This window comes from Pantoea sp. PSNIH1 (assembly GCF_007680655.1).
In the GTDB taxonomy this organism is placed as follows: Bacteria; Pseudomonadota; Gammaproteobacteria; order Enterobacterales; family Enterobacteriaceae; genus Pantoea; species Pantoea eucrina.
Window position 1 is genome coordinate 1 of record NZ_VEIP01000012.1, and the last position, 25803, is coordinate 25803.

The 25803-nt window shown below is 55.3% G+C and carries 21 protein-coding genes, 1 pseudogene and 1 riboswitch; of the genes and pseudogenes, 16 read left to right on the top strand and 6 right to left on the bottom strand.

Annotated features, from left to right (window positions below):
• The 9 genes and pseudogenes from tuf to rpoC all read left to right on the top strand — a co-directional run.
• Positions 1 to 210 (top strand): annotated as a pseudogene (gene tuf, locus FS690_RS17605) (elongation factor Tu); the annotation flags it as partial.
• Positions 211 to 440: 230 nt separating this feature from the next.
• Positions 441 to 824 carry a preprotein translocase subunit SecE gene (secE, locus tag FS690_RS17615; RefSeq protein ID WP_039381824.1) on the top strand — a complete coding sequence of 128 codons (384 nt, stop codon included), beginning with the start codon at positions 441 to 443 and terminating at the stop codon, positions 822 to 824.
• A gap of 1 nt (position 825) precedes the next feature.
• The gene (gene nusG, locus FS690_RS17620) at positions 826 to 1371 is read left to right on the top strand and encodes a transcription termination/antitermination protein NusG (protein WP_039381825.1); all 546 of its coding nucleotides are present in this window, start codon (positions 826 to 828) and stop codon (positions 1369 to 1371) included.
• Between the two features lie 146 nt (positions 1372 to 1517).
• Positions 1518 to 1946 carry a 50S ribosomal protein L11 gene (gene rplK, locus FS690_RS17625; RefSeq protein WP_013507401.1) on the top strand — a complete coding sequence of 143 codons (429 nt, stop codon included), beginning with the start codon at positions 1518 to 1520 and terminating at the stop codon, positions 1944 to 1946.
• Between the two features lie 3 nt (positions 1947 to 1949).
• The gene (rplA, locus tag FS690_RS17630; RefSeq protein ID WP_039381829.1) at positions 1950 to 2654 is read left to right on the top strand and encodes a 50S ribosomal protein L1; all 705 of its coding nucleotides are present in this window, start codon (positions 1950 to 1952) and stop codon (positions 2652 to 2654) included.
• 350 nt (positions 2655 to 3004) lie between these two features.
• Positions 3005 to 3502, top strand: coding sequence for a 50S ribosomal protein L10 (gene rplJ / locus FS690_RS17635; protein WP_039381830.1), 498 nt, complete (start codon positions 3005 to 3007; stop codon positions 3500 to 3502).
• Positions 3503 to 3568: 66 nt separating this feature from the next.
• Positions 3569 to 3931, top strand: coding sequence for a 50S ribosomal protein L7/L12 (rplL, locus tag FS690_RS17640; RefSeq protein ID WP_009092660.1), 363 nt, complete (start codon positions 3569 to 3571; stop codon positions 3929 to 3931).
• Positions 3932 to 4257: 326 nt separating this feature from the next.
• Entirely contained in the window at positions 4258 to 8286 is a 4029-nt protein-coding gene (rpoB, locus tag FS690_RS17645) for a DNA-directed RNA polymerase subunit beta (protein WP_039381834.1), read from the top strand.
• A gap of 78 nt (positions 8287 to 8364) precedes the next feature.
• Entirely contained in the window at positions 8365 to 12588 is a 4224-nt protein-coding gene (gene rpoC / locus FS690_RS17650; RefSeq protein WP_104086166.1) for a DNA-directed RNA polymerase subunit beta', read from the top strand.
• 60 nt (positions 12589 to 12648) lie between these two features.
• Here the strand turns inward: rpoC and FS690_RS17655 are convergent, their stop codons facing one another.
• Positions 12649 to 12837 carry a DUF1127 domain-containing protein gene (locus FS690_RS17655; protein ID WP_104086165.1) on the bottom strand — a complete coding sequence of 63 codons (189 nt, stop codon included), beginning with the start codon at positions 12835 to 12837 and terminating at the stop codon, positions 12649 to 12651.
• Between the two features lie 176 nt (positions 12838 to 13013).
• On the opposite strand from FS690_RS17655, the gene FS690_RS17660 reads away from it, so the two are divergent.
• Positions 13014 to 14471, top strand: coding sequence for a PLP-dependent aminotransferase family protein (locus FS690_RS17660; protein WP_108570354.1), 1458 nt, complete (start codon positions 13014 to 13016; stop codon positions 14469 to 14471).
• A gap of 161 nt (positions 14472 to 14632) precedes the next feature.
• Here FS690_RS17660 and thiE read toward each other — a convergent pair whose 3' ends face one another.
• The 3 genes from thiE to rsd all read right to left on the bottom strand — a co-directional run bounded on the left by thiE (position 14633) and on the right by rsd (position 17985).
• Complete coding sequence (gene thiE / locus FS690_RS17665; RefSeq protein ID WP_145340019.1) at positions 14633 to 15277, bottom strand: thiamine phosphate synthase; 645 nt, start codon at positions 15275 to 15277, stop codon at positions 14633 to 14635.
• A complete protein-coding gene (thiC, locus tag FS690_RS17670) occupies positions 15274 to 17208 on the bottom strand; it encodes a phosphomethylpyrimidine synthase ThiC (protein ID WP_145340020.1) in 1935 nt (644 codons plus the stop codon). Before thiC ends, thiE begins: the two co-directional genes overlap by 4 nt.
• Positions 17209 to 17299: 91 nt before the next feature.
• Positions 17300 to 17400: riboswitch (TPP riboswitch) on the bottom strand.
• Positions 17401 to 17478: 78 nt separating this feature from the next.
• The gene (gene rsd, locus FS690_RS17675) at positions 17479 to 17985 is read right to left on the bottom strand and encodes a sigma D regulator (protein WP_094112097.1); all 507 of its coding nucleotides are present in this window, start codon (positions 17983 to 17985) and stop codon (positions 17479 to 17481) included.
• 86 nt (positions 17986 to 18071) lie between these two features.
• On the opposite strand from rsd, the gene nudC reads away from it, so the two are divergent.
• The 6 genes from nudC to FS690_RS17705 all read left to right on the top strand — a co-directional run bounded on the left by nudC (position 18072) and on the right by FS690_RS17705 (position 22474).
• Positions 18072 to 18845, top strand: coding sequence for an NAD(+) diphosphatase (gene nudC / locus FS690_RS17680; protein ID WP_039381843.1), 774 nt, complete (start codon positions 18072 to 18074; stop codon positions 18843 to 18845).
• A gap of 39 nt (positions 18846 to 18884) precedes the next feature.
• Complete coding sequence (hemE, locus tag FS690_RS17685; protein ID WP_145340021.1) at positions 18885 to 19952, top strand: uroporphyrinogen decarboxylase; 1068 nt, start codon at positions 18885 to 18887, stop codon at positions 19950 to 19952.
• Positions 19953 to 19954: 2 nt separating this feature from the next.
• The gene (gene nfi / locus FS690_RS17690; protein WP_039381847.1) at positions 19955 to 20623 is read left to right on the top strand and encodes a deoxyribonuclease V; all 669 of its coding nucleotides are present in this window, start codon (positions 19955 to 19957) and stop codon (positions 20621 to 20623) included.
• 62 nt (positions 20624 to 20685) lie between these two features.
• Positions 20686 to 21276 carry a YjaG family protein gene (locus FS690_RS17695; protein ID WP_039381849.1) on the top strand — a complete coding sequence of 197 codons (591 nt, stop codon included), beginning with the start codon at positions 20686 to 20688 and terminating at the stop codon, positions 21274 to 21276.
• A 188-nt stretch (positions 21277 to 21464) separates the two neighbouring features.
• Positions 21465 to 21737 carry a nucleoid-associated protein HU-alpha gene (hupA, locus tag FS690_RS17700; protein WP_006121511.1) on the top strand — a complete coding sequence of 91 codons (273 nt, stop codon included), beginning with the start codon at positions 21465 to 21467 and terminating at the stop codon, positions 21735 to 21737.
• Positions 21738 to 21805: 68 nt separating this feature from the next.
• Positions 21806 to 22474 (top strand): DUF1481 domain-containing protein, encoded by a 669-nt coding sequence (locus FS690_RS17705; RefSeq protein ID WP_145340022.1) that lies wholly within the window; start codon positions 21806 to 21808, stop codon positions 22472 to 22474.
• 34 nt (positions 22475 to 22508) lie between these two features.
• Here FS690_RS17705 and purD read toward each other — a convergent pair whose 3' ends face one another.
• Both purD and purH read right to left on the bottom strand, forming a co-directional pair.
• Complete coding sequence (gene purD / locus FS690_RS17710) at positions 22509 to 23786, bottom strand: phosphoribosylamine--glycine ligase (protein ID WP_145340023.1); 1278 nt, start codon at positions 23784 to 23786, stop codon at positions 22509 to 22511.
• A gap of 17 nt (positions 23787 to 23803) precedes the next feature.
• On the bottom strand, positions 23804 to 25393 hold the full coding sequence (gene purH / locus FS690_RS17715) for a bifunctional phosphoribosylaminoimidazolecarboxamide formyltransferase/IMP cyclohydrolase (protein ID WP_145340024.1): 1590 nt from the start codon (positions 25391 to 25393) through the stop codon (positions 23804 to 23806).
• Positions 25394 to 25803 lie beyond the last annotated feature (410 nt).

Consider the following 25803-nt stretch of genomic DNA (forward strand, 5'->3'; position numbering starts at 1 on the left):
GGCTACCGTCCACAGTTCTACTTCCGTACCACTGACGTGACCGGTTCAGTTGAGCTGCCAGAAGGCGTTGAGATGGTAATGCCGGGCGACAACATCAAGATGGTTGTTACCCTGATCCACCCAATCGCGATGGACCAGGGTCTGCGCTTCGCAATCCGCGAAGGCGGCCGTACCGTTGGCGCGGGCGTTGTTGCTTCTGTTATCGCTTAATTGCGATAGTATTTGACGCAATGCGCATGAAAAGGGCATCATTTGATGCCCTTTTTGCACGCTGTCACTTAGAACCTGGCTCATCAGTGATTTTCAATCATAATCATTGCTGAGACAGGCTCTGTTTTACAGCGCTGGAGACCGAGTTATGCCCAACAGCTCATTCGGTTTGGATGCCTCGCCTATACGCGGGGCAGAATAGTTTCTGAATTATTGTGGCAGGTTGGTTTATGAGTGCGAATACCGAAGCTCAAGGGAGCGGGCGCGGCCTGGAAGCGATAAAGTGGGTAGCTGTGATTGCGTTACTGCTGGTTGCCATTGTGGGTAACTATCTCTATCGCGATATTACGCTGCCCTTACGTGCGCTGGCTGTAGTAGTGCTGATTGCTGCTGCGGGTGGCATCGCTTTACTGACTATCAAAGGTAAAGCAACCGTGGCTTTTGCTCGTGAAGCAAGAACCGAAATGCGCAAGGTTATCTGGCCAACCCGTCAGGAAACCTTACATACCACGCTAATCGTTGCCGCGGTTACGGCCGTGATGTCACTGATTTTGTGGGGGCTGGATGGTATTCTGGTCCGTCTGGTATCGTTTATTACTGGCCTGAGGTTCTGAGATGTCTGAAGCTCCAAAAAAACGCTGGTACGTCGTTCAGGCGTTCTCCGGTTTTGAAGCCCGCGTAGCGAAATCGCTGCAAGAGCATATCAAACTGCACAACATGGAAGAACTGTTTGGTGACGTCATGGTGCCGACTGAAGAAGTCGTTGAAATCCGTGGCGGTCAGCGTCGTAAAAGCGAGCGCAAATTCTTCCCTGGCTACGTCCTGGTACAGATGGTGATGAATGACGCCAGCTGGCACCTGGTGCGCAGTGTACCGCGTGTAATGGGCTTCATTGGCGGTACATCTGACCGTCCTGCACCAATCAGTGACAAAGAAGTTGATGCGATTATGAACCGCCTGCAGCAGGTAGGTGATAAGCCGCGTCCGAAAACGCTGTTTGAGCCAGGCGAGATGGTACGCGTCAACGACGGTCCGTTTGCTGACTTCAACGGCGTGGTCGAAGAAGTTGACTATGAGAAGAGCCGCCTGAAAGTGTCGGTTTCTATCTTTGGTCGTGCAACACCGGTTGAACTTGATTTTGCTCAGGTGGAGAAAGGTTAACCCTTTTGTTCACTTTTTGACTCTTGCAGAAGGCGCGAAATTTACCTATAATTTCGCGCCTTTTGTTTTTACACGCTGGCAACGGCGGGTAAATCGTTACCACGGGGAGCCTGTTTTCAGGCGCTATACCCAATAGAGGAATTATCATGGCCAAGAAAGTACAAGCCTACGTTAAGCTGCAGGTTGCAGCTGGTATGGCTAACCCGAGCCCACCGGTTGGTCCGGCTCTGGGTCAGCAGGGTGTTAACATCATGGAATTCTGTAAAGCGTTTAACGCCAAAACAGAATCTCTGGAGAAAGGCCTGCCTACTCCAGTTGTTATCACTGTATATAGCGACCGTTCTTTCACCTTCGTTACCAAAACGCCTCCGGCTGCCGTACTGCTGAAAAAAGCAGCGGGCATCAAGTCTGGTTCTGGTAAGCCGAACAAAGACAAAGTCGGTAAAGTAACTCGTGCTCAGGTACGTGAAATCGCAGAAACCAAAGCTGCGGACATGACTGGTGCTGACGTAGAAGCGATGACTCGCTCTATCGAAGGTACTGCTCGTTCCATGGGCCTGGTAGTGGAGGATTAAGAAATGGCTAAGCTGACCAAGCGCATGCGCGTGATCCGTGACAAAGTTGATGCAACTAAACAGTACGACATCAACGAAGCTGTTGCTCTGCTGAAAGAACTGGCTACTGCCAAATTCACAGAAAGCGTAGACGTTGCTGTTAACCTCGGCATCGATGCACGTAAATCTGATCAGAACGTACGCGGTGCAACCGTTCTGCCACACGGTACTGGTCGTTCAGTACGTGTTGCTGTCTTTACCCAGGGCGCAAACGCTGAAGCTGCTAAAGCAGCTGGCGCTGAGCTGGTAGGTATGGAAGATCTGGCCGATCAGATCAAAAAAGGCGAAATGAACTTTGACGTCGTTATCGCATCTCCGGATGCAATGCGCGTTGTTGGCCAGCTGGGCCAGGTTCTGGGCCCACGTGGTCTGATGCCAAACCCGAAAGTTGGTACTGTAACGCCAAACGTTGCTGAAGCGGTTAAGAACGCTAAAGCGGGTCAGGTTCGTTATCGTAACGACAAAAACGGCATCATCCACACTACCATCGGTAAAGTGGACTTCGATACTGACAAACTGAAAGAAAACCTGGAATCTCTGCTGGTCGCGCTGAAAAAAGCAAAACCTGCTCAGGCTAAAGGCGTGTACATCAAGAAAGTCAGCATCTCTACCACCATGGGCGCCGGCGTTGCCGTTGACCAGGCTGGTCTGAACGCAGTAGCAAACTAATTGCTGCTTGAAACGGGCGAAAAATTCATCTAGAATCTTACGCCCGTTGTTCTGAATGAACACTGTTCTCAGAACCCAAATTCATAGCCGCTGCGGCTTAATGCGGTAACGCATTAAAATACAGTGGCTAAGGTTGGAGCCAGGCCTAATCCTGGCCTCCGTCCAAGACCGCAGGAGCGGAACTTTCTTCGGAAACTCTGCTTAATATCCTGCGTAGACGGTGACAGAACCAAAAAGATTTATTTCTTCACTGGATTCTGCTCACCGTGTAATAGCGCCTGCTGCTTTCGGGCAGTCAGGTGAAGTGAGTTCCGGGAAATTTTTCCCGGTCAAATCCAGGAGCAAAGCTAATGGCATTAAATCTTCAAGGCAAACAAGCGATTGTTGCTGAAGTTAGCGAAGTAGCCAAAGGCGCGCTTTCAGCGGTTGTTGCGGATTCCCGTGGCGTTACCGTTGATAAAATGACTGAACTGCGTAAAGCAGGTCGTGAAGCTGGCGTTTACATGCGTGTTGTTCGCAACACCCTGCTGCGCCGCGTCGTTGAAGGTACTCCTTTCGAGTGCCTGAAAGACACGTTTGTTGGTCCGACCCTGATTGCATACTCTATGGAACACCCGGGCGCTGCTGCTCGTCTGTTCAAAGAGTTCGCGAAAGCGAATGCAAAATTTGAGGTCAAAGCTGCAGCCTTTGAAGGTGAGCTGATCACGGCGGCCAATATTGACCGTCTGGCAACTCTGCCGACTTACGAAGAAGCACTGGCACGTCTGATGTCGACCATGAAAGAAGCCGCTGCTGGCAAACTGGTTCGCACTCTGGCTGCTGTACGCGATGCAAAAGAAGCGGCTTAAGGCCTCTTTCTTTTCCTTCGTACCTGCTTACGTATAAACTTTTTGTGAATTTTAGGAACAATCGACATGTCTATCACTAAAGATCAAATCCTGGAAGCCGTTGCAGCTATGTCCGTAATGGAAGTAGTTGAGCTGGTTTCTGCTATGGAAGAAAAATTCGGCGTTTCTGCTGCTGCTGCTGTAGCTGTAGCTGCTGGCCCGGCTGAAGCTGTTGAAGAGAAAACTGAGTTCGACGTTGTGCTGAAAGCAGTTGGCGCGAACAAAGTAGCAGTAATCAAAGCAGTACGTACTGCAACTGGTCTGGGCCTGAAAGAAGCCAAAGATCTGGTTGAAGCGACTGGCGTGATCAAAGAAGGCATCAGCAAAGATGACGCAGCTGCACTTGAAGCTGCTCTGAAAGAAGCTGGCGCTGAAGTTGAAGTTAAGTAAGACAACCTTAGGGTTGCAGTCTGAGTAATCGGGCTGATGGCTGGTGACTTTTTGGTCACCAGCCTTTTTGCGCTACAGGGGAACGATGGCGTTTCGCACTGTTTATCCATTGTTTCTCTTCAATATCTTTTTCTATCGACGCCTTAATATACCGCTCTCCTGTGAAGGTTCCCTGCCGGCACAATAGCGATGAAATGATTTAAGAGTGATAGAAAGATGTATTGCATGGGGTGCCACGCATCGCATGAAAAACAAAAATAGTGTTGCATAACTGTCCCGTCAGGACGGACAGCGTGGGTCGACTTGTCAGCTAGCTGAGGAACCCTATGGTTTACTCCTATACCGAGAAAAAACGTATTCGTAAGGATTTTGGTAAACGTCCACAAGTTCTGGATGTTCCCTATCTCCTTTCTATCCAGCTTGACTCGTTTCAGAAGTTCATCGAGCAAGATCCAGAAGGCCAATACGGTCTGGAAGCAGCCTTCCGTTCCGTGTTCCCAATCGCGAGCTACAGCGGCAACTCTGAATTGCAGTATGTCAGCTATCGCCTGGGTGAGCCGGTCTTTGACGTAACTGAATGTCAGATCCGTGGCGTGACCTATTCGGCACCGCTGCGCGTGAAACTGCGTCTGGTGATCTACGAGCGCGAAGCGCCGGAAGGCACCGTTAAAGACATCAAAGAACAAGAAGTCTACATGGGTGAAATTCCACTCATGACTGACAACGGTACCTTTGTTATCAATGGTACTGAGCGTGTTATCGTTTCTCAGCTGCATCGTAGTCCTGGCGTGTTCTTTGACAGCGATAAGGGTAAAACGCACTCTTCCGGTAAAGTGCTTTATAACGCACGTATCATCCCTTACCGTGGTTCATGGCTCGACTTCGAGTTCGATCCAAAAGATAACCTGTTCGTCCGTATTGACCGTCGTCGTAAGCTGCCGGCCAGTATCATCCTGCGCGCGCTGGAATACACCACTGAGCAGATCCTCGATCTGTTCTTCGAAAAAGTGGTCTTTGAAATCCGCGACAACAAGCTGCAGATGGAACTGGTGCCTGAGCGCCTGCGTGGCGAAACGGCTTCCTTCGATATTGAAGCCAACGGCACGGTCTACGTTGAGAAAGGTCGTCGCATCACTGCGCGTCATATTCGCCAGCTGGAAAAAGATAGCGTTCAGCATATCGAAGTCCCGGTTGAATATATCGCCGGTAAAGTCGTTGCTAAAGACTACATCGATCTGAACACCGGTGAGCTGATTGTTCCGGCTAACATGGAACTGTCACTGGATCTGCTGGCAAAACTGAGCCAGTCGGGCCACAAGCGCATCGAAACCCTGTTCACCAACGATCTGGATCACGGCCCTTATATCTCCGAGACCCTGCGTGTTGACCCAACCAACGATCGCCTGAGCGCGCTGGTTGAGATCTACCGCATGATGCGTCCGGGCGAGCCGCCAACGCGTGAAGCAGCGGAAAACCTGTTCGAGAACCTGTTCTTCTCTGAAGATCGTTACGATCTCTCTGCGGTCGGCCGCATGAAGTTCAACCGTTCTCTGCTGCGTGATGAGATCGAAGGTTCAGGTATCCTGAGCAAAGAAGATATCATCGAGGTGATGAAGAAGCTGATCGGTATCCGTAACGGTATCGGCGAAGTGGATGACATCGATCACCTTGGTAACCGTCGTATCCGTTCTGTCGGTGAGATGGCTGAGAACCAGTTCCGCGTAGGTCTGGTTCGCGTTGAGCGTGCAGTGAAAGAGCGTCTGTCACTGGGCGATCTCGATACGCTGATGCCGCAGGACATGATTAACGCCAAGCCGATTTCAGCCGCAGTAAAAGAGTTCTTTGGTTCCAGCCAGCTGTCTCAGTTTATGGACCAGAACAACCCGCTGTCTGAAATTACGCATAAGCGTCGTATTTCTGCTCTGGGCCCAGGCGGTCTGACCCGTGAGCGTGCTGGCTTTGAAGTGCGTGACGTACACCCGACTCACTACGGTCGCGTATGTCCAATCGAAACGCCGGAAGGCCCGAACATCGGCCTGATCAACTCACTCTCTGTCTACGCGCAGACCAACGAATATGGTTTCCTTGAGACACCATACCGTCGCGTTGTTGATGGCAAAGTGAGTGACGAAATTCATTACCTCTCTGCGATTGAAGAGGGTAACTACGTTATCGCTCAGGCGAACACCAACCTTGCTGATGATGGTAGCTTTGTTGACGATCTCGTCACCTGCCGTAGCAAAGGTGAATCGAGCCTGTTCAGCCGCGATCAGGTTGACTACATGGACGTTTCCACCCAGCAGGTGGTTTCTGTCGGTGCGTCACTGATCCCGTTCCTGGAACACGATGATGCTAACCGCGCCCTGATGGGTGCGAACATGCAACGTCAGGCGGTCCCGACTCTGCGCGCTGATAAGCCGCTGGTAGGTACCGGTATGGAACGTGCAGTAGCGGTTGACTCCGGTGTAACTGCCGTCGCGAAACGTGGTGGTACCGTACAGTATGTAGATGCATCCCGTATCGTTATCAAAGTTAACGAAGAAGAGATGTACGCAGGCGAAGCCGGTATCGACATCTACAACCTGACCAAGTACACCCGTTCAAACCAGAACACCTGTATCAACCAGATGCCGTGTGTCTCTCTGGGTGAGCCAATCGAGCGCGGTGACGTGCTGGCAGATGGTCCATCCACCGATCTGGGTGAGCTGGCGCTGGGTCAGAACATGCGCGTGGCGTTCATGCCATGGAACGGTTACAACTTCGAAGACTCCATCCTCGTCTCAGAGCGTGTGGTTCAGGAAGACCGTTTCACCACGATCCACATTCAGGAACTGGCTTGCGTGTCCCGTGACACCAAACTGGGGCCGGAAGAGATCACCGCTGACATCCCGAACGTCGGCGAAGCTGCGCTCTCCAAGCTGGATGAATCCGGTATCGTCTATATCGGTGCAGAAGTAACCGGTGGTGACATTCTGGTCGGTAAGGTAACGCCTAAAGGTGAAACCCAGCTGACGCCAGAAGAGAAACTGCTGCGCGCTATCTTCGGCGAAAAAGCGTCCGACGTGAAAGACTCGTCGCTGCGCGTACCGAATGGCGTCTCTGGTACCGTTATCGATGTGCAGGTCTTTACCCGCGATGGCGTGGAAAAAGATAAGCGCGCGCTGGAAATCGAAGAGATGCAGCTGAAGCAGGCGAAGAAAGACCTGTCTGAAGAACTGCAGATCCTTGAAGCGGGTCTGTTCAGCCGTATCCAGGCTGTGCTGATCGCGGGCGGCGTTGAAGCGGACAAGCTGGACAAGCTGCCGCGCGAGCGCTGGCTGGAGCTGGGCCTGACTGACGAAGAGAAGCAGAACACTCTCGAGCAGCTGGCCGGACAGTATGATGAGCTGAAGCACGAGTTTGAGAAGAAACTTGAAGCGAAGCGTCGCAAAATCACCCAGGGCGACGATCTGGCACCAGGCGTGCTGAAGATCGTTAAGGTTTATCTGGCCGTTAAACGTCAGATCCAGCCTGGTGACAAAATGGCAGGCCGTCACGGTAACAAAGGTGTTATCTCTAAGATCAACCCGATCGAAGATATGCCTTATGACGAAAACGGCACGCCGGTTGACATCGTACTGAACCCGCTGGGCGTACCATCGCGTATGAACATCGGTCAGATTCTGGAAACCCACCTGGGTATGGCGGCGAAAGGCATTGGTGAGAAGATCAATGCGATGCTGAAGAAGCAGGAAGAAGTCGCCAAACTGCGTGAGTTTATCCAGCGTGCTTACGATCTGGGCACCGACGTGCGTCAGAAAGTTGATCTGAACACCTTCTCGGACGATGAAGTGCTGCGTCTGGCAGAGAACCTGAAAAAAGGTATGCCAATCGCCACGCCAGTGTTCGACGGTGCGAAAGAGAGCGAGATCAAAGAGCTGCTGCAGCTCGGCGGCCTGCCTTCTTCTGGTCAGATTACGCTGTTTGATGGCCGTACCGGTGAGCAGTTTGAGCGTCAGGTAACCGTAGGTTACATGTACATGCTGAAACTGAACCACCTGGTTGATGACAAGATGCACGCCCGTTCGACCGGCTCCTACAGCCTCGTTACTCAGCAGCCGCTGGGTGGTAAGGCGCAGTTCGGTGGTCAGCGCTTCGGTGAGATGGAAGTGTGGGCACTGGAAGCATACGGTGCCGCGTATACCCTGCAGGAAATGCTTACCGTTAAGTCTGATGACGTCAACGGCCGTACGAAGATGTATAAAAACATCGTCGATGGCAACCATCAGATGGAACCGGGCATGCCGGAATCCTTCAACGTACTGTTGAAAGAGATCCGCTCGCTGGGTATCAACATCGAGCTGGAAGACGAGTAAGCACTCGCAAGTACTGGTTATGGGACGCGCACTCCGGGTGCGCGTCCCTGAGAGTTCCACTCCGACGGGAGCTAATCCGTGAAAGACTTACTTAAGTTTCTGAAAGCGCAAACTAAAACCGAAGAGTTTGATGCGATCAAAATTGCTCTGGCTTCGCCAGACATGATCCGTTCCTGGTCTTTTGGTGAAGTTAAAAAGCCGGAAACCATTAACTACCGTACCTTCAAGCCAGAGCGTGACGGTCTTTTCTGTGCCCGTATTTTCGGACCGGTTAAAGACTACGAATGCCTGTGCGGTAAGTACAAGCGCCTGAAGCATCGCGGTGTTATCTGCGAGAAGTGCGGCGTTGAAGTGACGCAGACCAAAGTACGCCGTGAGCGTATGGGTCACATCGAGCTGGCTTCACCTACTGCACACATCTGGTTCCTGAAGTCGCTGCCGTCCCGCATCGGCCTGCTGCTGGATATGCCACTGCGTGACATTGAGCGTGTCCTCTACTTCGAATCCTACGTGGTTATCGAAGGTGGCATGACCAACCTGGAAAAACGTCAGATCCTGACGGAAGAGCAGTATCTTGACGCGCTGGAAGAGTTCGGTGACGAATTTGACGCGAAGATGGGTGCGGAAGCGATCCAGGCACTGCTGAAAAATATGGATCTGGAGCAGGAGTGCGAGCAGCTGCGCGAAGAGCTGAACGAGACTAACTCTGAGACCAAGCGTAAAAAGCTGACCAAGCGTATCAAGCTGCTGGAAGCGTTCGTGCAGTCTGGCAACAAGCCAGAGTGGATGATCCTGACCGTTCTGCCGGTTCTGCCGCCAGATCTGCGTCCGCTGGTACCGCTGGATGGTGGTCGTTTCGCAACGTCAGATCTCAACGATCTCTATCGTCGCGTGATCAACCGTAACAACCGTCTGAAGCGTCTGCTGGATCTGGCTGCGCCAGATATCATCGTGCGCAACGAAAAGCGTATGCTGCAGGAAGCGGTAGATGCCCTGCTGGATAACGGCCGTCGCGGTCGTGCCATCACCGGTTCTAACAAGCGTCCGCTGAAATCGCTGGCTGACATGATCAAAGGTAAGCAGGGTCGTTTCCGTCAGAACCTGCTGGGTAAACGCGTTGACTACTCCGGTCGTTCGGTTATCACCGTGGGTCCATACCTGCGTCTGCATCAGTGCGGTCTGCCGAAGAAAATGGCACTGGAGCTGTTCAAACCGTTCATCTACGGCAAGCTGGAACTGCGTGGTCTTGCTACCACCATCAAAGCAGCCAAGAAAATGGTTGAGCGCGAAGAAGCGGTTGTCTGGGATATCCTGGATGAAGTGATCCGCGAACACCCGGTACTGCTGAACCGTGCACCAACGCTGCACCGTCTCGGCATCCAGGCGTTTGAACCGGTTCTGATCGAAGGTAAAGCGATCCAGCTGCACCCGCTGGTCTGTGCGGCCTATAACGCCGACTTCGATGGTGACCAGATGGCGGTACACGTACCGCTGACGCTGGAAGCTCAGCTGGAAGCGCGTGCGCTGATGATGTCGACCAACAACATCCTGTCGCCAGCGAACGGTGAGCCAATCATCGTTCCTTCACAGGACGTTGTTCTGGGTCTGTACTATATGACCCGCGACAAAGTAAACGCCAAAGGCGAAGGCATGGTGCTGACCGGCCCGAAAGAAGCTGAGCGTGTTTACCGCGCTGGCCTGGCTGAGCTGCACGCCCGCGTTAAAGTGCGTATTACAGAATATGCGAAAAACGAACAGGAAGAGCTCGTTGCGAAAACCAGCCTGATCGACACGACCATTGGCCGTGCGATTCTGTGGATGATCGTACCGAAAGGTCTGCCTTACTCCATCGTCAACCAGGCGCTGGGTAAGAAAGCGATCTCCAAAATGCTGAACACCTGTTACCGCATTCTGGGCCTGAAGCCGACCGTTATCTTTGCTGACCAGACCATGTACACCGGTTTCGCCTATGCAGCCCGTTCAGGTGCATCAGTCGGTATCGACGATATGGTTATTCCGGCGAAGAAAGCGGAAATCATCGCTGAAGCTGAAGCTGAAGTGGCTGAAATTCAGGAGCAGTTCCAGTCTGGTCTGGTTACGGCGGGTGAACGTTATAACAAAGTCATCGATATCTGGGCCGCTGCCAACGAACGCGTCTCTAAAGCGATGATGGATAACCTGCAGACGGAAACCGTTATCAACCGTAACGGCGAAGAAGAGCAGCAGGTCTCGTTCAACAGCATCTACATGATGGCCGACTCCGGTGCGCGTGGTTCTGCAGCACAGATTCGTCAGCTGGCAGGTATGCGTGGTCTGATGGCGAAGCCAGATGGCTCCATCATCGAGACGCCTATCACGGCAAACTTCCGTGAAGGCCTGAACGTACTGCAGTACTTCATCTCGACGCACGGTGCGCGTAAAGGTCTGGCCGATACCGCACTGAAAACGGCAAACTCCGGTTATCTGACCCGTCGTCTGGTTGACGTGGCGCAGGATCTGGTTGTTACCGAAGATGACTGTGGCACGTTCGAAGGCATCATGATGACGCCGGTTATCGAAGGTGGCGACGTTAAAGAGCCGCTGCGTGAGCGCGTACTGGGTCGTGTAACGGCTGAAGACGTTCTGAAGCCAGGCACTGCTGACATCCTGATCCCGCGTAATACGCTGATCGATGAGCACTGGTGTGACGTGGTGGAAGAGAACTCCGTTGACGTTATCAAAGTGCGTTCAGTAGTAAGCTGTGAAACCGACTTCGGTGTGTGCGCACACTGCTACGGTCGCGATCTGGCTCGTGGTCACATCATCAACAAAGGTGAGGCCATCGGCGTTATCGCAGCACAGTCCATCGGTGAGCCGGGTACTCAGCTGACAATGCGTACGTTCCACATCGGTGGTGCGGCATCGCGTGCGGCTGCTGAATCCAGCATTCAGGTGAAGAACAAAGGTACTATCAAGCTGACCAACGCGAAGTCAGTAACCAACTCCTCCGGGAAGCTGGTTATCGTTTCACGTAACGTTGAGCTGAAGATGATCGACGAGTTCGGTCGTACCAAAGAGAGCTATAAAGTGCCTTACGGTGCGGTGATGGCGAAAGGTGATGGTGAGCAGGTTGCTGCAGGCGAAACCGTAGCAAACTGGGATCCGCACACCATGCCGGTAATCACCGAAGTGGGTGGTTTCATCCGCTTCACCGACATGATCGACGGTCAGACCATTACCCGTCAGACTGACGACCTTACCGGTCTGTCATCGCTGGTGGTACTGGATTCCGCAGAGCGTACTGCTGGCGGTAAAGATCTGCGTCCGGCGCTGAAAATCGTTGATGCTAACGGCAACGACGTTCTGATCCCGGGCACCGACATGCCGGCTCAGTACTTCCTGCCAGGTAAAGCGATTGTGCAGCTGGAAGATGGCGTGAAGATCAGCTCGGGTGATACCCTGGCGCGTGTTCCGCAGGAATCTGGCGGTACCAAGGACATCACCGGTGGTCTGCCGCGCGTTGCGGATCTGTTTGAAGCGCGTCGTCCGAAAGAGCCAGCTATTCTGGCGGAGATCAGCGGTATCATCTCCTTCGGTAAAGAGACCAAAGGCAAGCGTCGTCTGGTGATCACACCGGTTGATGGCAGCGATCCGTACGAAGAGATGATTCCGAAGTGGCGTCAGCTTAACGTATTCGAAGGTGAGCGCGTGGAACGCGGTGACGTCGTATCTGACGGCCCGGAATCACCACACGACATCCTGCGTCTGCGTGGCGTTCATGCGGTAACGCGTTATATCACTAACGAAGTGCAGGAAGTTTACCGCCTGCAGGGCGTTAAGATTAACGATAAGCACATCGAAGTCATCGTACGTCAGATGCTGCGTAAAGCGACCATCATGAGCGCAGGTAGCTCGGAGTTCCTTGAAGGCGAGCAGGCAGAAGTCTCCCGCATCAAGATCTCCAACCGCGATCTGGAGACCGCTGGCAAAATCGGCGCAACCTATGCGCGCGATCTGCTGGGTATTACCAAAGCGTCTCTGGCAACCGAGTCGTTCATCTCTGCAGCCTCGTTCCAGGAGACCACGCGTGTCCTGACCGAAGCCGCAGTAGCAGGCAAGCGCGATGAACTGCGCGGCCTGAAAGAGAACGTTATCGTGGGTCGTCTGATCCCGGCTGGTACCGGTTATGCTTACCATCAGGATCGTATGCGTCGCCGTCAGGCGGGTGAAGCGCCGGTTACACCGCAGGTTACTGCGGATGAAGCCTCTGCAAGCCTGGCTGAGCTGCTAAACGCTGGTCTGGGTGGCAACAACGACGAGTAATCGTCTGCTGCACCGATGATAAAAAACCCTGCTCCGGCAGGGTTTTTTTTTGCCTGAGGCTCAGCGCTTACATTTTACCTCGTGGCGCGTCAGGCCAATATCGCGCAGCTGGTTGTCGCTGAGCTGAGCCAGTACCTGACGCGTCGCGCGTCGGGCACGCCACTGCTTCAGCATCCGCAGCGCCGCACGGATCATGTCTGGCAGCGTTACGCTGAAAGGTTTTGCAGCACGATTCTGATCAAATTCCATTCTCTCGCTCCTTAACAGGGGTATCTGAGCAGCATTTTCCGTTTTTCTGTCAAAACCATACAGACCCAAATTCAGGGTTTATTAACCATACAGATTGCGTTTTGCTCTATCTGAATGCTAAAAGTAGCGCTGATCTGTACTGCTTTTTTAGATGGATTTGTTACCAGGAGCATACAATGACGCGCTATCAGCATCTGGCCTGCCTGCTCTCCGATCGGATTGAGCAGGGGCTTTATCGCAGCGGTGAACGCCTGCCCTCAGTACGCACGCTGAGTAGCGAGCATGGAGTCAGTATCAGCACCGTGCAGCAGGCGTATCATCTGCTGGAAGAGAAGCAGCTGATCGTACCGCAGCCGCGATCCGGCTATTTTGTTGCCACGCATAAAGCGACCCCGCCTGTGCCTGCGCTGACGCGCCCGGTACAGCGGCCGGTAGAGGTTACGCAGTGGGATTCCGTGCTGGAACTCCTCAGCAGCCGCACCAGCGGTAACGTGATGCAGCTGGGCAGCGGCATGCCCGATCTGACGCAGCCCACGCTGAAACCGCTGTGGAAAATCATGAGCCGGCTGGCGCAGAAACAGCAGACTGAACTGCTCAACTATGACAGTCTGCTCGGCGTCAGCGCCCTGCGCGAGCAGGTGGCGCGCCTGACCATCGACAGCGGTTGTCAGCTGACGGCAGAGGATATTGTGATCACCACCGGCTGTCATGAGGCGCTGTCGGTTTCAATTCGCGCCGTCTGTGCGCCGGGTGACATCATTGCGGTAGAGTCGCCCGCGTTTCATGGCACAATGCAGACATTGCGCGGACTGGGGATCAGGGTGATTGAAATTCCGACCGACTCAGTCACCGGGATCAGTCTTGAGGCGCTGGAGCTGGCGTTTGAGCAGTGGCCAATCAAAGCCGTAGTGGTGGTGCCAAACTGCAATAATCCGCTGGGTTTTATTATGCCGGAAGCGCGCAAGCGGGCGCTGCTGGCGCTGGCGCAGCGGGTTGATGCCGCCATCATAGAGGATGATGTCTATGGCGAGCTGGCATGGGACTACCCGCGTCCTGTCACGCTCAAATCGCTCGACATGGATGGCCGCGTGCTGCTCTGCAGCTCATTTTCAAAAACGCTGGCACCGGGGCTGCGGGTGGGCTGGGTGGCGCCGGGTCGCTATCGCGACAGGGTGCTGCATATGAAATATATCGGCACCGGATCCACGGCTACGCTGCCGCAGCACACCGTGGCGGAGTTTATTCGCCAGGGCCACTATCTCCCGCACCTGCGCCGTATGCGCCAGGTGTATCAGCGCAACTATGAAACGTTCAGCTGCTGGGTGCGGCACTACTTTCCCTGCGGCATCTGCGTATCGCGCCCGCAGGGTGGGTTTCTGATGTGGATTGAGCTGCCGGAGGCGTTTGATGCGGTGCGGCTTAATGCCGAGCTGCGCGAGGCCAGCCTGCAGGTCGCCGTGGGTTCTCTGTTTTCCGCTGCGGGTAAATACCGTAACTGTCTGCGACTCAATTATGGCTTGCCCATGAATGAACAGACGGAGCAGGCGCTGGCGCGGCTGGGAACGGCGGTGGAGCGCGCCATGCAGGCGTGCAGTAGCGACAGACATCAGGCGGAGCAGCTGCTGGCGGAGTAAACCGGAAAGGCAGGGCTGGAGGGAGAGAAGGGGAACCAGCCCTGGCCCGCTGCAAATCACAGCGGGCAGACGTACTGTAACGGTTTCCGGCGCGCAGACGAGGCCTGCTGGCTACCCCTGCGGGCCGGCTTGCGCCATTTCTGCGCGGGTTACACCAATTTTCAGGCCTCTGCGATCGGCGTTCCGCTTCCCACCAGCCGCAGCAGATCAGCGGTGGCCGCGCGCCAGTCAGCCGCCTGCGTGATGGCGCTGACAACCGCCACGCTGCCGACACCGGTCGCCAGCACCTCAGGCACGCGCGCCAGTGAAATGCCGCCGATAGCGACCGCAGGGATACCCTGCAGATGCGGCAGGTGTTGCTGCAGCCGGACCACTCCCTGCGGCGCAGACGGCATCTGCTTGGTTTGCGTGGGGAAGATGTGCCCCAGTGCAATATAGGAGGGGCGCAGTGCCACCGCGCGCTCCCGCTCTGCGTCATCATGCGTTGAGATGCCCAGCCGCAGGCCTGCCTGCTGAATCGCCTGCAGATCCGCCACCTCCAGATCCTCCTGACCCAGGTGTACGCCGTATGCCTGATGCGCAATGGCCAGACGCCAGTAATCATTAATGAACAGCCGTGCGTGATAGTGCCGGCCCAGCGCAATCGCTTCACGCACCGCGTCTTCTGCGTCCCGATCCGGCAGATCTTTGATGCGCAGCTGGATCGTGCGTACCCCGGCGGCCAGCAGGCGTTCGATCCAGCTGACGCTGTCAACCACCGGATAGAGTCCCAGCTGCGGGGCAGTAGCAGCAAACGCGGTTGTCATGCTTTCTCCTTACCGATCGCATCAGCAGGATGATAGAGTTCACCTCCACGGCGGCGGAATGTCTCAGACATCTCTGCCATTCCCGCTTCAGCCACTTCAACCGGCTGTGCCTCAGCCTGCTGGCGCGCCGCAAACTCCCGCACTTCCTGGGTAATTTTCATTGAGCAGAACTTCGGCCCGCACATAGAACAGAAGTGCGCGACTTTGCCCGATTCCTGCGGCAGCGTCTCATCGTGGTAGGCGCGGGCAGTATGCGGATCCAGCGCGAGGTTAAACTGATCTTCCCAGCGGAATTCAAAGCGCGCTTTGGACATAGCGTTATCGCGGATCTGCGCCCCCGGATGCCCTTTGGCCAGATCGGCGGCGTGCGCGGCGATCTTGTAGGTAATAAGCCCCTGCTTGACATCCTCTTTATTGGGCAGCCCGAGGTGCTCTTTAGGCGTTACATAGCAGAGCATGGCGCAGCCAAACCAGCCAATCATCGCCGCGCCAATACCGGAGGTGAAGTGGTCATAGCCCGGTGCGATATCGGTAGTCAGCGGGCCAAGCGTATAAAAGGGCGCTTCATGGCAGTGGTCGAGCTGCTCGGTCATGTTGCGCCGGATCATCTGCATCGGGATATGGCCCGGACCTTCAATCATCACCTGCACGTCATACTCCCAGGCGATTTTGGTCAGCTCGCCTAAGGTTCTGAGTTCTGCAAACTGCGCCTCATCGTTGGCATCCTGAATCGATCCCGGGCGCAGGCCATCGCCCAGCGAGAGGGCCACGTCATAAGCGGCGCAGATTTCACAGATATCGCGGAAATGCTGATAGAGAAAACTCTCCTGATGATGTGACAGACACCATTTCGCCATGATTGAGCCGCCGCGCGACACGATACCGGTCAGACGTCTGGCCGTCATCGGCACATAGCGCAGCAGCACGCCGGCATGAATAGTGAAGTAGTCGACGCCTTGCTCCGCCTGCTCCAGCAGGGTATCGCGGAAAATTTCCCAGTTAAGGTTTTCAGCGATGCCATTCACCTTTTCCAGGGCCTGATAGATCGGCACGGTGCCGATGGGAACCGGACTATTACGCAGGATCCACTCGCGCGTTTCATGGATGTAGCGGCCGGTGGAGAGATCCATCACGGTATCGGCACCCCAGCGCGTGGACCACACCAGCTTTTCAACCTCCTCTTCAATCGACGAGCTGACCGCAGAGTTACCGATATTGGCATTGACCTTCACCAGAAAATTGCGGCCAATAATCATCGGTTCTGATTCGGGGTGGTTGATATTGGCTGGGATAATGGCGCGCCCGCTGGCGACTTCATCGCGCACAAATTCTGCGGTGATATTCGCCGGCAGGTGCGCGCCAAAGGCTTCGCCCGGATGCTGCTGCAGCAGAACTTCGCTACGAATGCGTTCGCGCCCCATATTTTCACGTATCGCAATAAACTCCATCTCCGGCGTCACGATGCCCTGACGGGCGTAGTACAGCTGCGTGACGCAGCGGCCAGGTTTTGCCCGGCGCGGAGAAGGCAGCGATTCAAAGCGCAGGTGGTCCAGTCCCTCATCGGCCAGACGCTGCTGTGTATAAGCGGAACTGCGCTGCGTAACCGGTTCACTGTCATCACGCTCGTCTATCCACGCGGCGCGCAGCTTTGCCAGTCCCTGATGCACATCGATAGTGGCCTGCGGATCGCCATAGGCGCCAGCGGTGTCATAGACCGGAACCGGCTCATTGATTTCGTACTGCGGGTCCGCTTTGGTGCCGCCGGTATGGGTGGGGCTGAGCTGGATTTCACGCATCGGCACGCGAATGTCGGCGCGGCTGCCGGCGATCCAGATACGCTGTGAGTTGGGAAAGGCAGTGCCCTGCAGCGAGTTGATAAAATCCTGCGCTTGCGCGCGCTGTTCACGACGAGAAGGTTTAGCAGCAGACATAGCAAAATTCCTGAAGTCAGTGGAAGTTGCTTGTCCGGAGTCCGGAAGGAGTAACAGCGCCTGCAGACAGGTAAAATCCAATCGCGCGCTGATAATAGCTACTCTTGTTCCCTTCGCAGGTACTAGCCTGATCAGGTTCCGCGGATCCCGAATTAACGGTCTCAGCCCCGGGGGGCACTCCGACAAGGTGTTTCTGTTTAAAACAATAAAAGCCCGGTCAGCATAAGTGGGCTTTTACGGAATAACAAGGATTTTACAACTGCAGCAGGATCAGGCCGGACGCGCAATAGTGCTGTCGTTTGCTACCGGCGGAGAAACCAGCTGGTTATCCCACGCCATCTGAATCAGCTTATCTTCCAGAGAAAAGCGTGACGCCAGCGTTTCGCCTACTTCAGATAGCGCCCGCTGGAACTCAACGCAGTTTTCATCGGTAATCGCCTGCTGCAGATGACTGTCATACAGCTGCATGATGCGATCGGTATTGCTTTCAAGCGCCGGGTAGAGATGCGCTGCAGCAACCAGCGGGCTATCGCCCTGCAGATCTTTGATAATGCGCTCATACATACTGAAATGGCCGGTTGAGAGATAGTCCACCAGCGTGTGGCAGAAGTCATCCAGAGCCTGCTCATTCAGCGCCGTCAGCGCCTCTTTATTAGGCTTAATGCCGATTAATTCATAATAAGTGACAAGCAAATGCCGACGCGCACGTAACCATGCATCGACTAATTCATTACCGCCACCGACACGCCTGGTCAGGTTATCTAACTGGGTAAGCATATGAGGCTCCCGGTGAGTTATAGTTGTTCATTACACTTAACATCAGACTTTCAGCGTGCCGTGCGACGCTAAGGACAACGAATAAGATGCAACGTGAGATCTCAAGCGTAGACGCTGGCTGGTGGATTGTCAGCTCTGAACAGAAACTTTGGTTGCCGCAGGGTGAGCTGCCGCACGGCTTAGCGGCAGATTTTGGCCTTGCAGGCCAGCACGGCATACTTATCGGTGAGTGGCTGGGCGAAAACGTCTGGCTGATCCAGGCGTCGCGTCCGGAAAATATGGGCTCGGTCCGGCAGGTTATCGATCAGGATACCGGCCTGTTTCAGCTCGCCGGCCGGGGGGTGCAGCTGGCTGAATTTTACCGTTCCCACCGCTGGTGCGGCTACTGCGGCCATGAAATGCGCATCAGCCCGCGTGAGTTTGCCTGCCTCTGTACCCACTGCCGCGAACGTTACTATCCGCAGATTGCACCCTGCATCATTGTAGCGATTCGCCGCGGCGACGAGATCCTGCTGGCCAATCACGCCCGCCATCGCAACAGCATCTATACGGTGCTGGCCGGCTTTGTTGAAGTAGGCGAAACGCTGGAGCAGGCGGTGGCACGTGAGGTCATGGAGGAGAGTAACGTACGGGTAAAAAACGTGCGCTACGTGACCTCGCAGCCGTGGCCATTTCCCCATTCGCTGATGACGGCATTTATGGCGGAGTATGAGGATGGCGAGCTGCAGCACGATGGAAAAGAGCTGCTGGATGCGGGCTGGTATCGCTTTGATGCGCTGCCCCAGCTGCCGCCGCCAGGCACCGTGGCCCGGCGCCTGATTGAGGACACCGTGGCGCTGTGTCGCGCCAGCGTGGCATGAAAATGCTACACTGACGCCCTTAGCATGAGAGAGCCCATTATGAGTGAACTGAAGAACGACCGTTATCTGCGCGCCCTGCTGCGCCAGCCTGTAGATGTTACCCCGGTCTGGATGATGCGTCAGGCCGGACGCTATTTACCGGAATACAAAGCCACGCGCGCTGAAGCCGGTGATTTTATGTCGCTGTGTAAAAATGCTGAGCTGGCGTGTGAAGTGACGCTGCAGCCGCTGCGCCGCTATCCGCTGGATGCAGCGATCCTCTTCAGCGATATTTTAACCATCCCGGATGCAATGGGGCTGGGACTCTATTTTGAAACCGGCGAAGGTCCGCGCTTCTCCCGTCCGATTACCTGTCGTGCCGATGTTGATAACCTGCCGGTGCCCGATCCGGAGCAGGAGCTGGGTTATGTGATGAATGCGGTACGGACCATCCGCCGCAATCTCAGGGGGGCCGTCCCGCTGATTGGTTTTTCCGGCAGCCCGTGGACGCTGGCCACCTATATGGTTGAGGGCGGCAGCAGCAAGGCATTTACCAAAATCAAAAAGATGATGTATGCCGAACCGCACACGCTGCACACGCTGCTGGATAAGCTGGCGGACAGCGTGATCCTCTACCTCAATGCGCAGATCAAAGCGGGTGCGCAGTCGGTCATGATCTTCGATACCTGGGGTGGCGTGCTGACCGGACGCGACTACCGCGATTTTTCGCTGAACTACATGCATAAAATTGTGGAAGGTCTGGTACGTGAGAACGAAGGCCGGCGCGTCCCGGTCACGCTCTTTACCAAAGGCGGCGGACAGTGGCTGGAGGCGATGGCTGCCACCGGCTGTGATGCGCTGGGGCTGGACTGGACCATGGATATGGCTGAGGCGCGTCGCCGCGTGGGTCATCAGGTTGCGCTGCAGGGTAATATGGACCCGTCTATGCTTTATGCGCCACCTGCCCGTATTGAAGAGGAGGTGGCCACCATTCTTGCCGGATTTGGCAAGGGTGAAGGACACGTGTTTAATCTCGGACACGGTATCCATCAGGATGTGCCGCCGGAACATGCAGGTGTGTTCGTCGAGGCGGTGCATCGTCTTTCACGTCAATACCATCAGGAATAAGCATGGATTTAGCCGCATTACGTCAGGAACAGCTGGCGCTGGCTGCTAACGTGGTGCGGCAGGACGATTTTGACGTTCTGCCGCCGCGCTTTATCGGCGGCGCTGATGTTGGATTTGAGCAGGGGGGCGAGGTGACGCGCGCCGCGATCGTCATTCTGGAATACCCGTCACTTACGCTGGTGGAGCATCGCATTGCGCGCATTCCTACCACCATGCCCTATATTCCGGGCTTTCTCTCGTTTCGGGAGATGCCTGCGCTGCAGGCGGCCTGGCAGCAGCTGACGCAGCAGCCCGACCTGCTGTTTGTGGACGGGCACGGCATTTCGCACCCCCGGCGCCTCGGCGTGGCGGCGCATTTTGGCTCAATGGTGGATATCCCCACTATCGGCGTGGCCAAAAAGCGGCTGTGTGGACGCTTTGCCGATCTGGACGCCGCACCCGGTAGCCGGCAGCCGCTGATGGATAAAGGTGAGCAGCTTGCCTGGGTGTGGCGCAGCAAAGCGCGCTGTAACCCGCTGTTTATCTCTACCGGACACCGTGTCAGCCTGGACAGCGCGCTGCACTGGGTTGAGGCCTGCATGGGCGGCTACCGTTTGCCGGAGCCTACGCGCTGGGCAGATGCGGTCGCCTCAGGGCGGCCGGCATTTGTGAAGTGGCAAAATGCGCGCTGACGCTGTTTGTCTGCGCCTTTTGCGGTACACTGCCGCCAGCTAACCTATTGAGAGTAAGTTTGATGTTACAGAACCCCGTGCATTTGCGTCTGGCGAAGCTGGAAAGCTGGCAGCATATGACCTTCATGGCCTGTTTATGCGAGCGGATGTTCCCTAATTACTGGGCATTCTGCGAACAGACCGGATTTGCCGATCCTCAGCTCTATCGCCGTATTCTTGATCTGGTATGGGAAAGCCTGACGGTGAAAGATGCCAAAATCAATTTCGACAGTCAGCTGGAGAAACTGGAAGAGGCGATCCCGGCTGGCGATGATTTCGATGTTTACGGTGTTCATCCGGCCATCGATGCCTGCGTAGCACTGAGCGAAGTGCTGCACGCGATGCTGAGCGGTGAAACGCTGGAGCACGCGATTGAGGTGAGTCGTACATCTATCACCACCGTGGCTATTCTGGAAATGACGCAGGCAGGACGCGAAATGAGCGACGAAGAGCTGCGTGAAAACCAGGCGGTGATTGATGAATGGGATATGCAGTGGGAGATTTTTCGCCTGCTCGCTGAGTGCGAAGAGCGCGACCTTGAGCTGATCAAAGGACTGCGTTCTGACCTGCGCGAAGCCGGAATCAGTAACATCGGTATAAATTTTCAGCAGTAAGGCGATAAAACGTGACTCCAGGCCTGAATTAGCGCGCCTGGAGGCTTCACATTAGCCCCCTGTCTGGTCTACATTTGGGGGGCTGAAAATTGTGGCTATCGGTGCGTGCAGGCTGAAGAGTGCCAGAATATGGCTTTTCCCTCGCACTCGTTGCTTAGCAAGCGATAAATACACTTTAAGGATAACTTATGAACAAGACTCAACTGATTGATGTGATCGCAGAAAAAGCGGACCTGTCTAAAACCCAGGCTAAAGCTGCGCTGGAATCTACCCTGGCTGCGATCACTGAGTCTCTGAAAGAAGGTGATGCTGTACAACTGGTTGGTTTTGGTACTTTTAAAGTGAACCACCGCGCTGAGCGTACCGGTCGTAACCCACAGACTGGCAAAGAGATCAAAATCGCTGCAGCAAACGTACCAGCTTTCGTTTCTGGTAAAGCACTGAAAGACGCAGTTAAGTAAGTTTTCCGCCTTGCGGTTTAGCTTTAGAAGAGGGGCGATTTCGCCCCTTTTTGTTACCGGAGCCTGCTATGCCGAATACGCTTTTCCGGCGCATCCGTATCCTGCTCTGTGCTGTCCTGCTTTCCGGCTGCAGCGCCACGCCTGATCTCCCGGCATTTACCGCCAGCGGCTACCTGGCCGATCGCGGCGCGGTTCGTATCTGGCGTAAAAACAGCGACCACGATCTGATCCACCTGCGTACCGTTTATAACCCTTTCAGCACGCCCGTGCGCGAAACAACAGACTATATCTGGCAACACGAGACGCTGCTGAGCGTGGAACGCCATCTTACCGGCGAGCAGCCCGATGACGTCACGCTGCGTTTTGATCACCAGGGCAACCTGAATTTTATGCAGCGGCAGCTGGCAGGACGGCGTGAAGCGCTGAGTGATGATGCCGTCGCGCTCTATCGCTTTGACGCACAGCGTACGCTGGCCCAGAGCAATGCGCTGCTGAGCGGCCGGGTATTACTGCAGCAGGGACACTGGCTGGGCGGCAATCGGGTACGCGACTGTGCGGGTAACCTGCAAAATGTCGCGTTCGACAGTGAAACGCTGAGGCGCCTGACGCAGCAGCAGCAGGGGTCTCAGCCGCTGATGGTGTCATGGCTCGAAGCGCCGGAGGGGATCCAGATATTGCGCGTTACCGCAGAGGATGAGTGCAGCTGGCAGCCGACAGAGAGCGATCTGAGCGGCTAAAGAAGACGGGGCACAGCAGGGTGCCCCGTCGATATCAGCGATTGATGGCGCGATAGCCGATGTCGCGACGGCAGAAGCAGCCGTCCCAGGAGATAGTCTCTGCCAGCGCGTAGGCGTTGCGCTGCGCGGCGGCGACATCTTCACCCAGTGCGGTAACGCACAGCACGCGGCCGCCGCTGGTGACAACCCGATCGTCCTGCAGCGTGGTGCCGGCATGGAACACTTTACCTTCCGTCACGGCTTCAAGCGGCAGACCGTGGATCTGATCGCCGGTACGATAGCTGCCCGGATAGCCGCCTGCAGCCAGCACGACACCCAGTGCAGGGCGCGGATCCCACTCTGAGCTCTGCGTATCCAGGGCGCCATCGACCGCTGCCAGGCAGAGAGCCACCAGATCGGAGTTCAGCCGCAGCATAATGGGCTGGGTCTCCGGATCGCCAAAGCGGCAGTTAAATTCAATGACCTTTGGCTGACCCGCTTTGTCGATCATCAGTCCGGCATACAGGAAACCGGTATAGGTATTGCCTTCCGCTTTCATACCGTTCACGGTTGGCCAGATGATCTGGTCCATCACGCGCTGGTGGATCTCATCAGTCACCACCGGAGCCGGTGAATAGGCTCCCATGCCGCCAGTGTTGGGTCCGGTGTCGCCATCGCCAGCGCGTTTATGATCCTGGCTGGTAGCCATCGGCAGCACGTGGTCGCCATCCACCATGACAATAAAGCTGGCTTCTTCGCCGTCAAGAAACTCTTCAATCACGATACGATGGCCGGCATCGCCAAACGCATTACCCGCCAGCATATCCTGAACTGCCGCTTCCGCTTCGGCCAGCGTCATCGCGACAATTACGCCTTTACCTGCAGCCAGACCATCGGCTTTGATAACAATGGGCGCACCTTTCTCGCGCAGGTAAGCCAGCGCGGGTTCCACCTCGGTAAAGTTCTGATATTCAGCGGTCGGGATCTGCTGGCGCGCCAGAAAATCCTTGGTAAAGGCTTTCGAGCCTTCCAGCTGTGCGGCCGCCTGCGTCGGACCAAAGATCTTCAGCCCGGCGGCGCGGAAGGCATCGACCACGCCAATTACCAGCGGTGCTTCCGGACCAACAATCGTCAGGTCGATCTGCTCCTGCTGCGCAAACGCGAGCAGGGCAGGGATATCGGTCGCACTGATGGGCACATTCTGCAGGGCCGGCTCCAGCGCGGTGCCTGCGTTACCCGGTGCAACAAACACGGTTTCAGCCAGCGGTGACTGTGACGCTTTCCACGCCAGCGCGTGCTCGCGTCCGCCATTACCAATTACTAAAATTTTCATTATTGCTGCTCCAGCTGTTAATGGCGGAAATGGCGCATATCGGTAAAGATCATCGCGATGCCGTGTTCATCTGCAGCAGCAATCACCTCTTCATCGCGGATAGAACCACCGGGCTGGATGACACAGCTGACGCCGGCAGCGGCAGCAGCATCGATACCATCACGGAACGGGAAGAAAGCGTCAGACGCCATTGCTGAGCCTGTGACCTCCAGCCCCTCATCGCTCGCCTTAATACCGGCAATTTTGGCCGAATAAACGCGGCTCATCTGACCGGCGCCTATACCGATGGTCATGTTGTCGCGGGCGTAAACAATGGCATTGGATTTAACAAACTTGGCGACTTTCCAGCAGAACAGCGCGTCACGCAGCTCCTGCTCAGTTGGCTGACGCTGCGTGACCACGCGAAGCTGGTCGGCAGTGATCATGCCCAGGTCGCGATCCTGTACCAGCAGACCGCCGTTGACCCGTTTAAAGTCCAGGCTGGCAACCGGCTGCTGCCACTGACCGCAGATCAGCACGCGCACGTTCTGTTTGGCTGCTGTTACCTGTAGCGCCGCGTCACTGGCAGAGGGTGCAATAATTACTTCAACAAACTGACGGCTGATAATCGCCTGTGCAGTCGCCTCATCCAGCTCGCGGTTAAACGCGATAATGCCGCCAAAAGCAGAGGTCGGGTCAGTCTGATAAGCGCGTTCGTAAGCATCAAGGATAGATGCCCCCACCGCTACGCCACACGGGTTGGCGTGTTTGACGATGACACAGGCAGGTTCGTCGAACGCTTTTACGCACTCCAGTGCGGCATCGGTATCTGCAATATTATTGTAAGAGAGTGCCTTGCCCTGCAGCTGCTGCGCAGTGGCTACCGAGGCTTCTGCAATCTCTTCTTCTATATAGAAGGCGGCATCCTGATGGCTGTTCTCGCCATAGCGCATATCCTGCTTCTTAATGAAGTTGAGATTCAGGGTGCGCGGGAAGCGACCGGCGGGTGCGCGGGTTTCGCCATGATAAGCAGGAACCAGCGTGCCAAAGTAGTTTGCGATCATGCTGTCATAGGCAGCGGTATGTTCGAACGCTTTGATCGCCAGATTGAAGCGCGTCTCCAGCGTCAGCGCATTCTCACTGGCATCCATCTCTGCAATGATGCTGGTGTAGTCGCTGCTCTTAACCACAATCGCCACATCTTTATGATTCTTAGCCGCTGAGCGCACCATGGTTGGCCCGCCGATATCGATATTTTCGACTGCATCTTCCAGCGAGCAGTCAGGCTTAGCCACGGTCTGCGCAAAGGGATAGAGGTTAACCACCACCATATCAATCGGATTGATAGCGTGCTCTGCCATAATCGCGTCATCGGTACCGCGACGACCAAGGATGCCGCCATGTACTTTAGGATGCAGAGTCTTAACGCGTCCATCCATCATTTCCGGGAAACCGGTGTAGTCAGACACTTCGATGACGGGCAGGCCTGCATCTGCCAGCAAACGTGCAGTGCCACCTGTGGAGAGCAGCTCGACGCCCCGTTGTGAGAGAGCATGAGCAAATTCGAGGATACCGGCTTTATCAGAGACACTGAGCAGAGCGCGGCGTACAGGACGACGTTGTTGCATGGTGGTTTTATCCCTTGGCTTTGTTTCGCGTAAATAAGAGCGTTACATCAGGCCGAAAGCGCACCTTATCAGAGAAGATAGCGCGTTTGCCTCATGTAACGCCCCAAAAGGGGCATCCCTGACGTCGCCGGGCATTGTAGCGAAAACGTTTGCGCGATGCTCGCTTAAATTTGTCTGGCTGCTGTTTTGTGGATAACTTTGTGTGTAACAGGGTATAAAGCCCCCTTTTGCTGGGGAATGCAGCGAACAGTCATTTTTCGTGAATTTAACGCTTGTCAGCCCGGAAGAACTCCCTATAATGCGCCTCCATCGACACGGCACACCGGCTTACGGAAACGGCGTCGACAGGAAGATTCGGTAAGAACTTCCGCCGGAGAAAACGCTGAAAAAAGTGGTTGACTCCGGAGGAG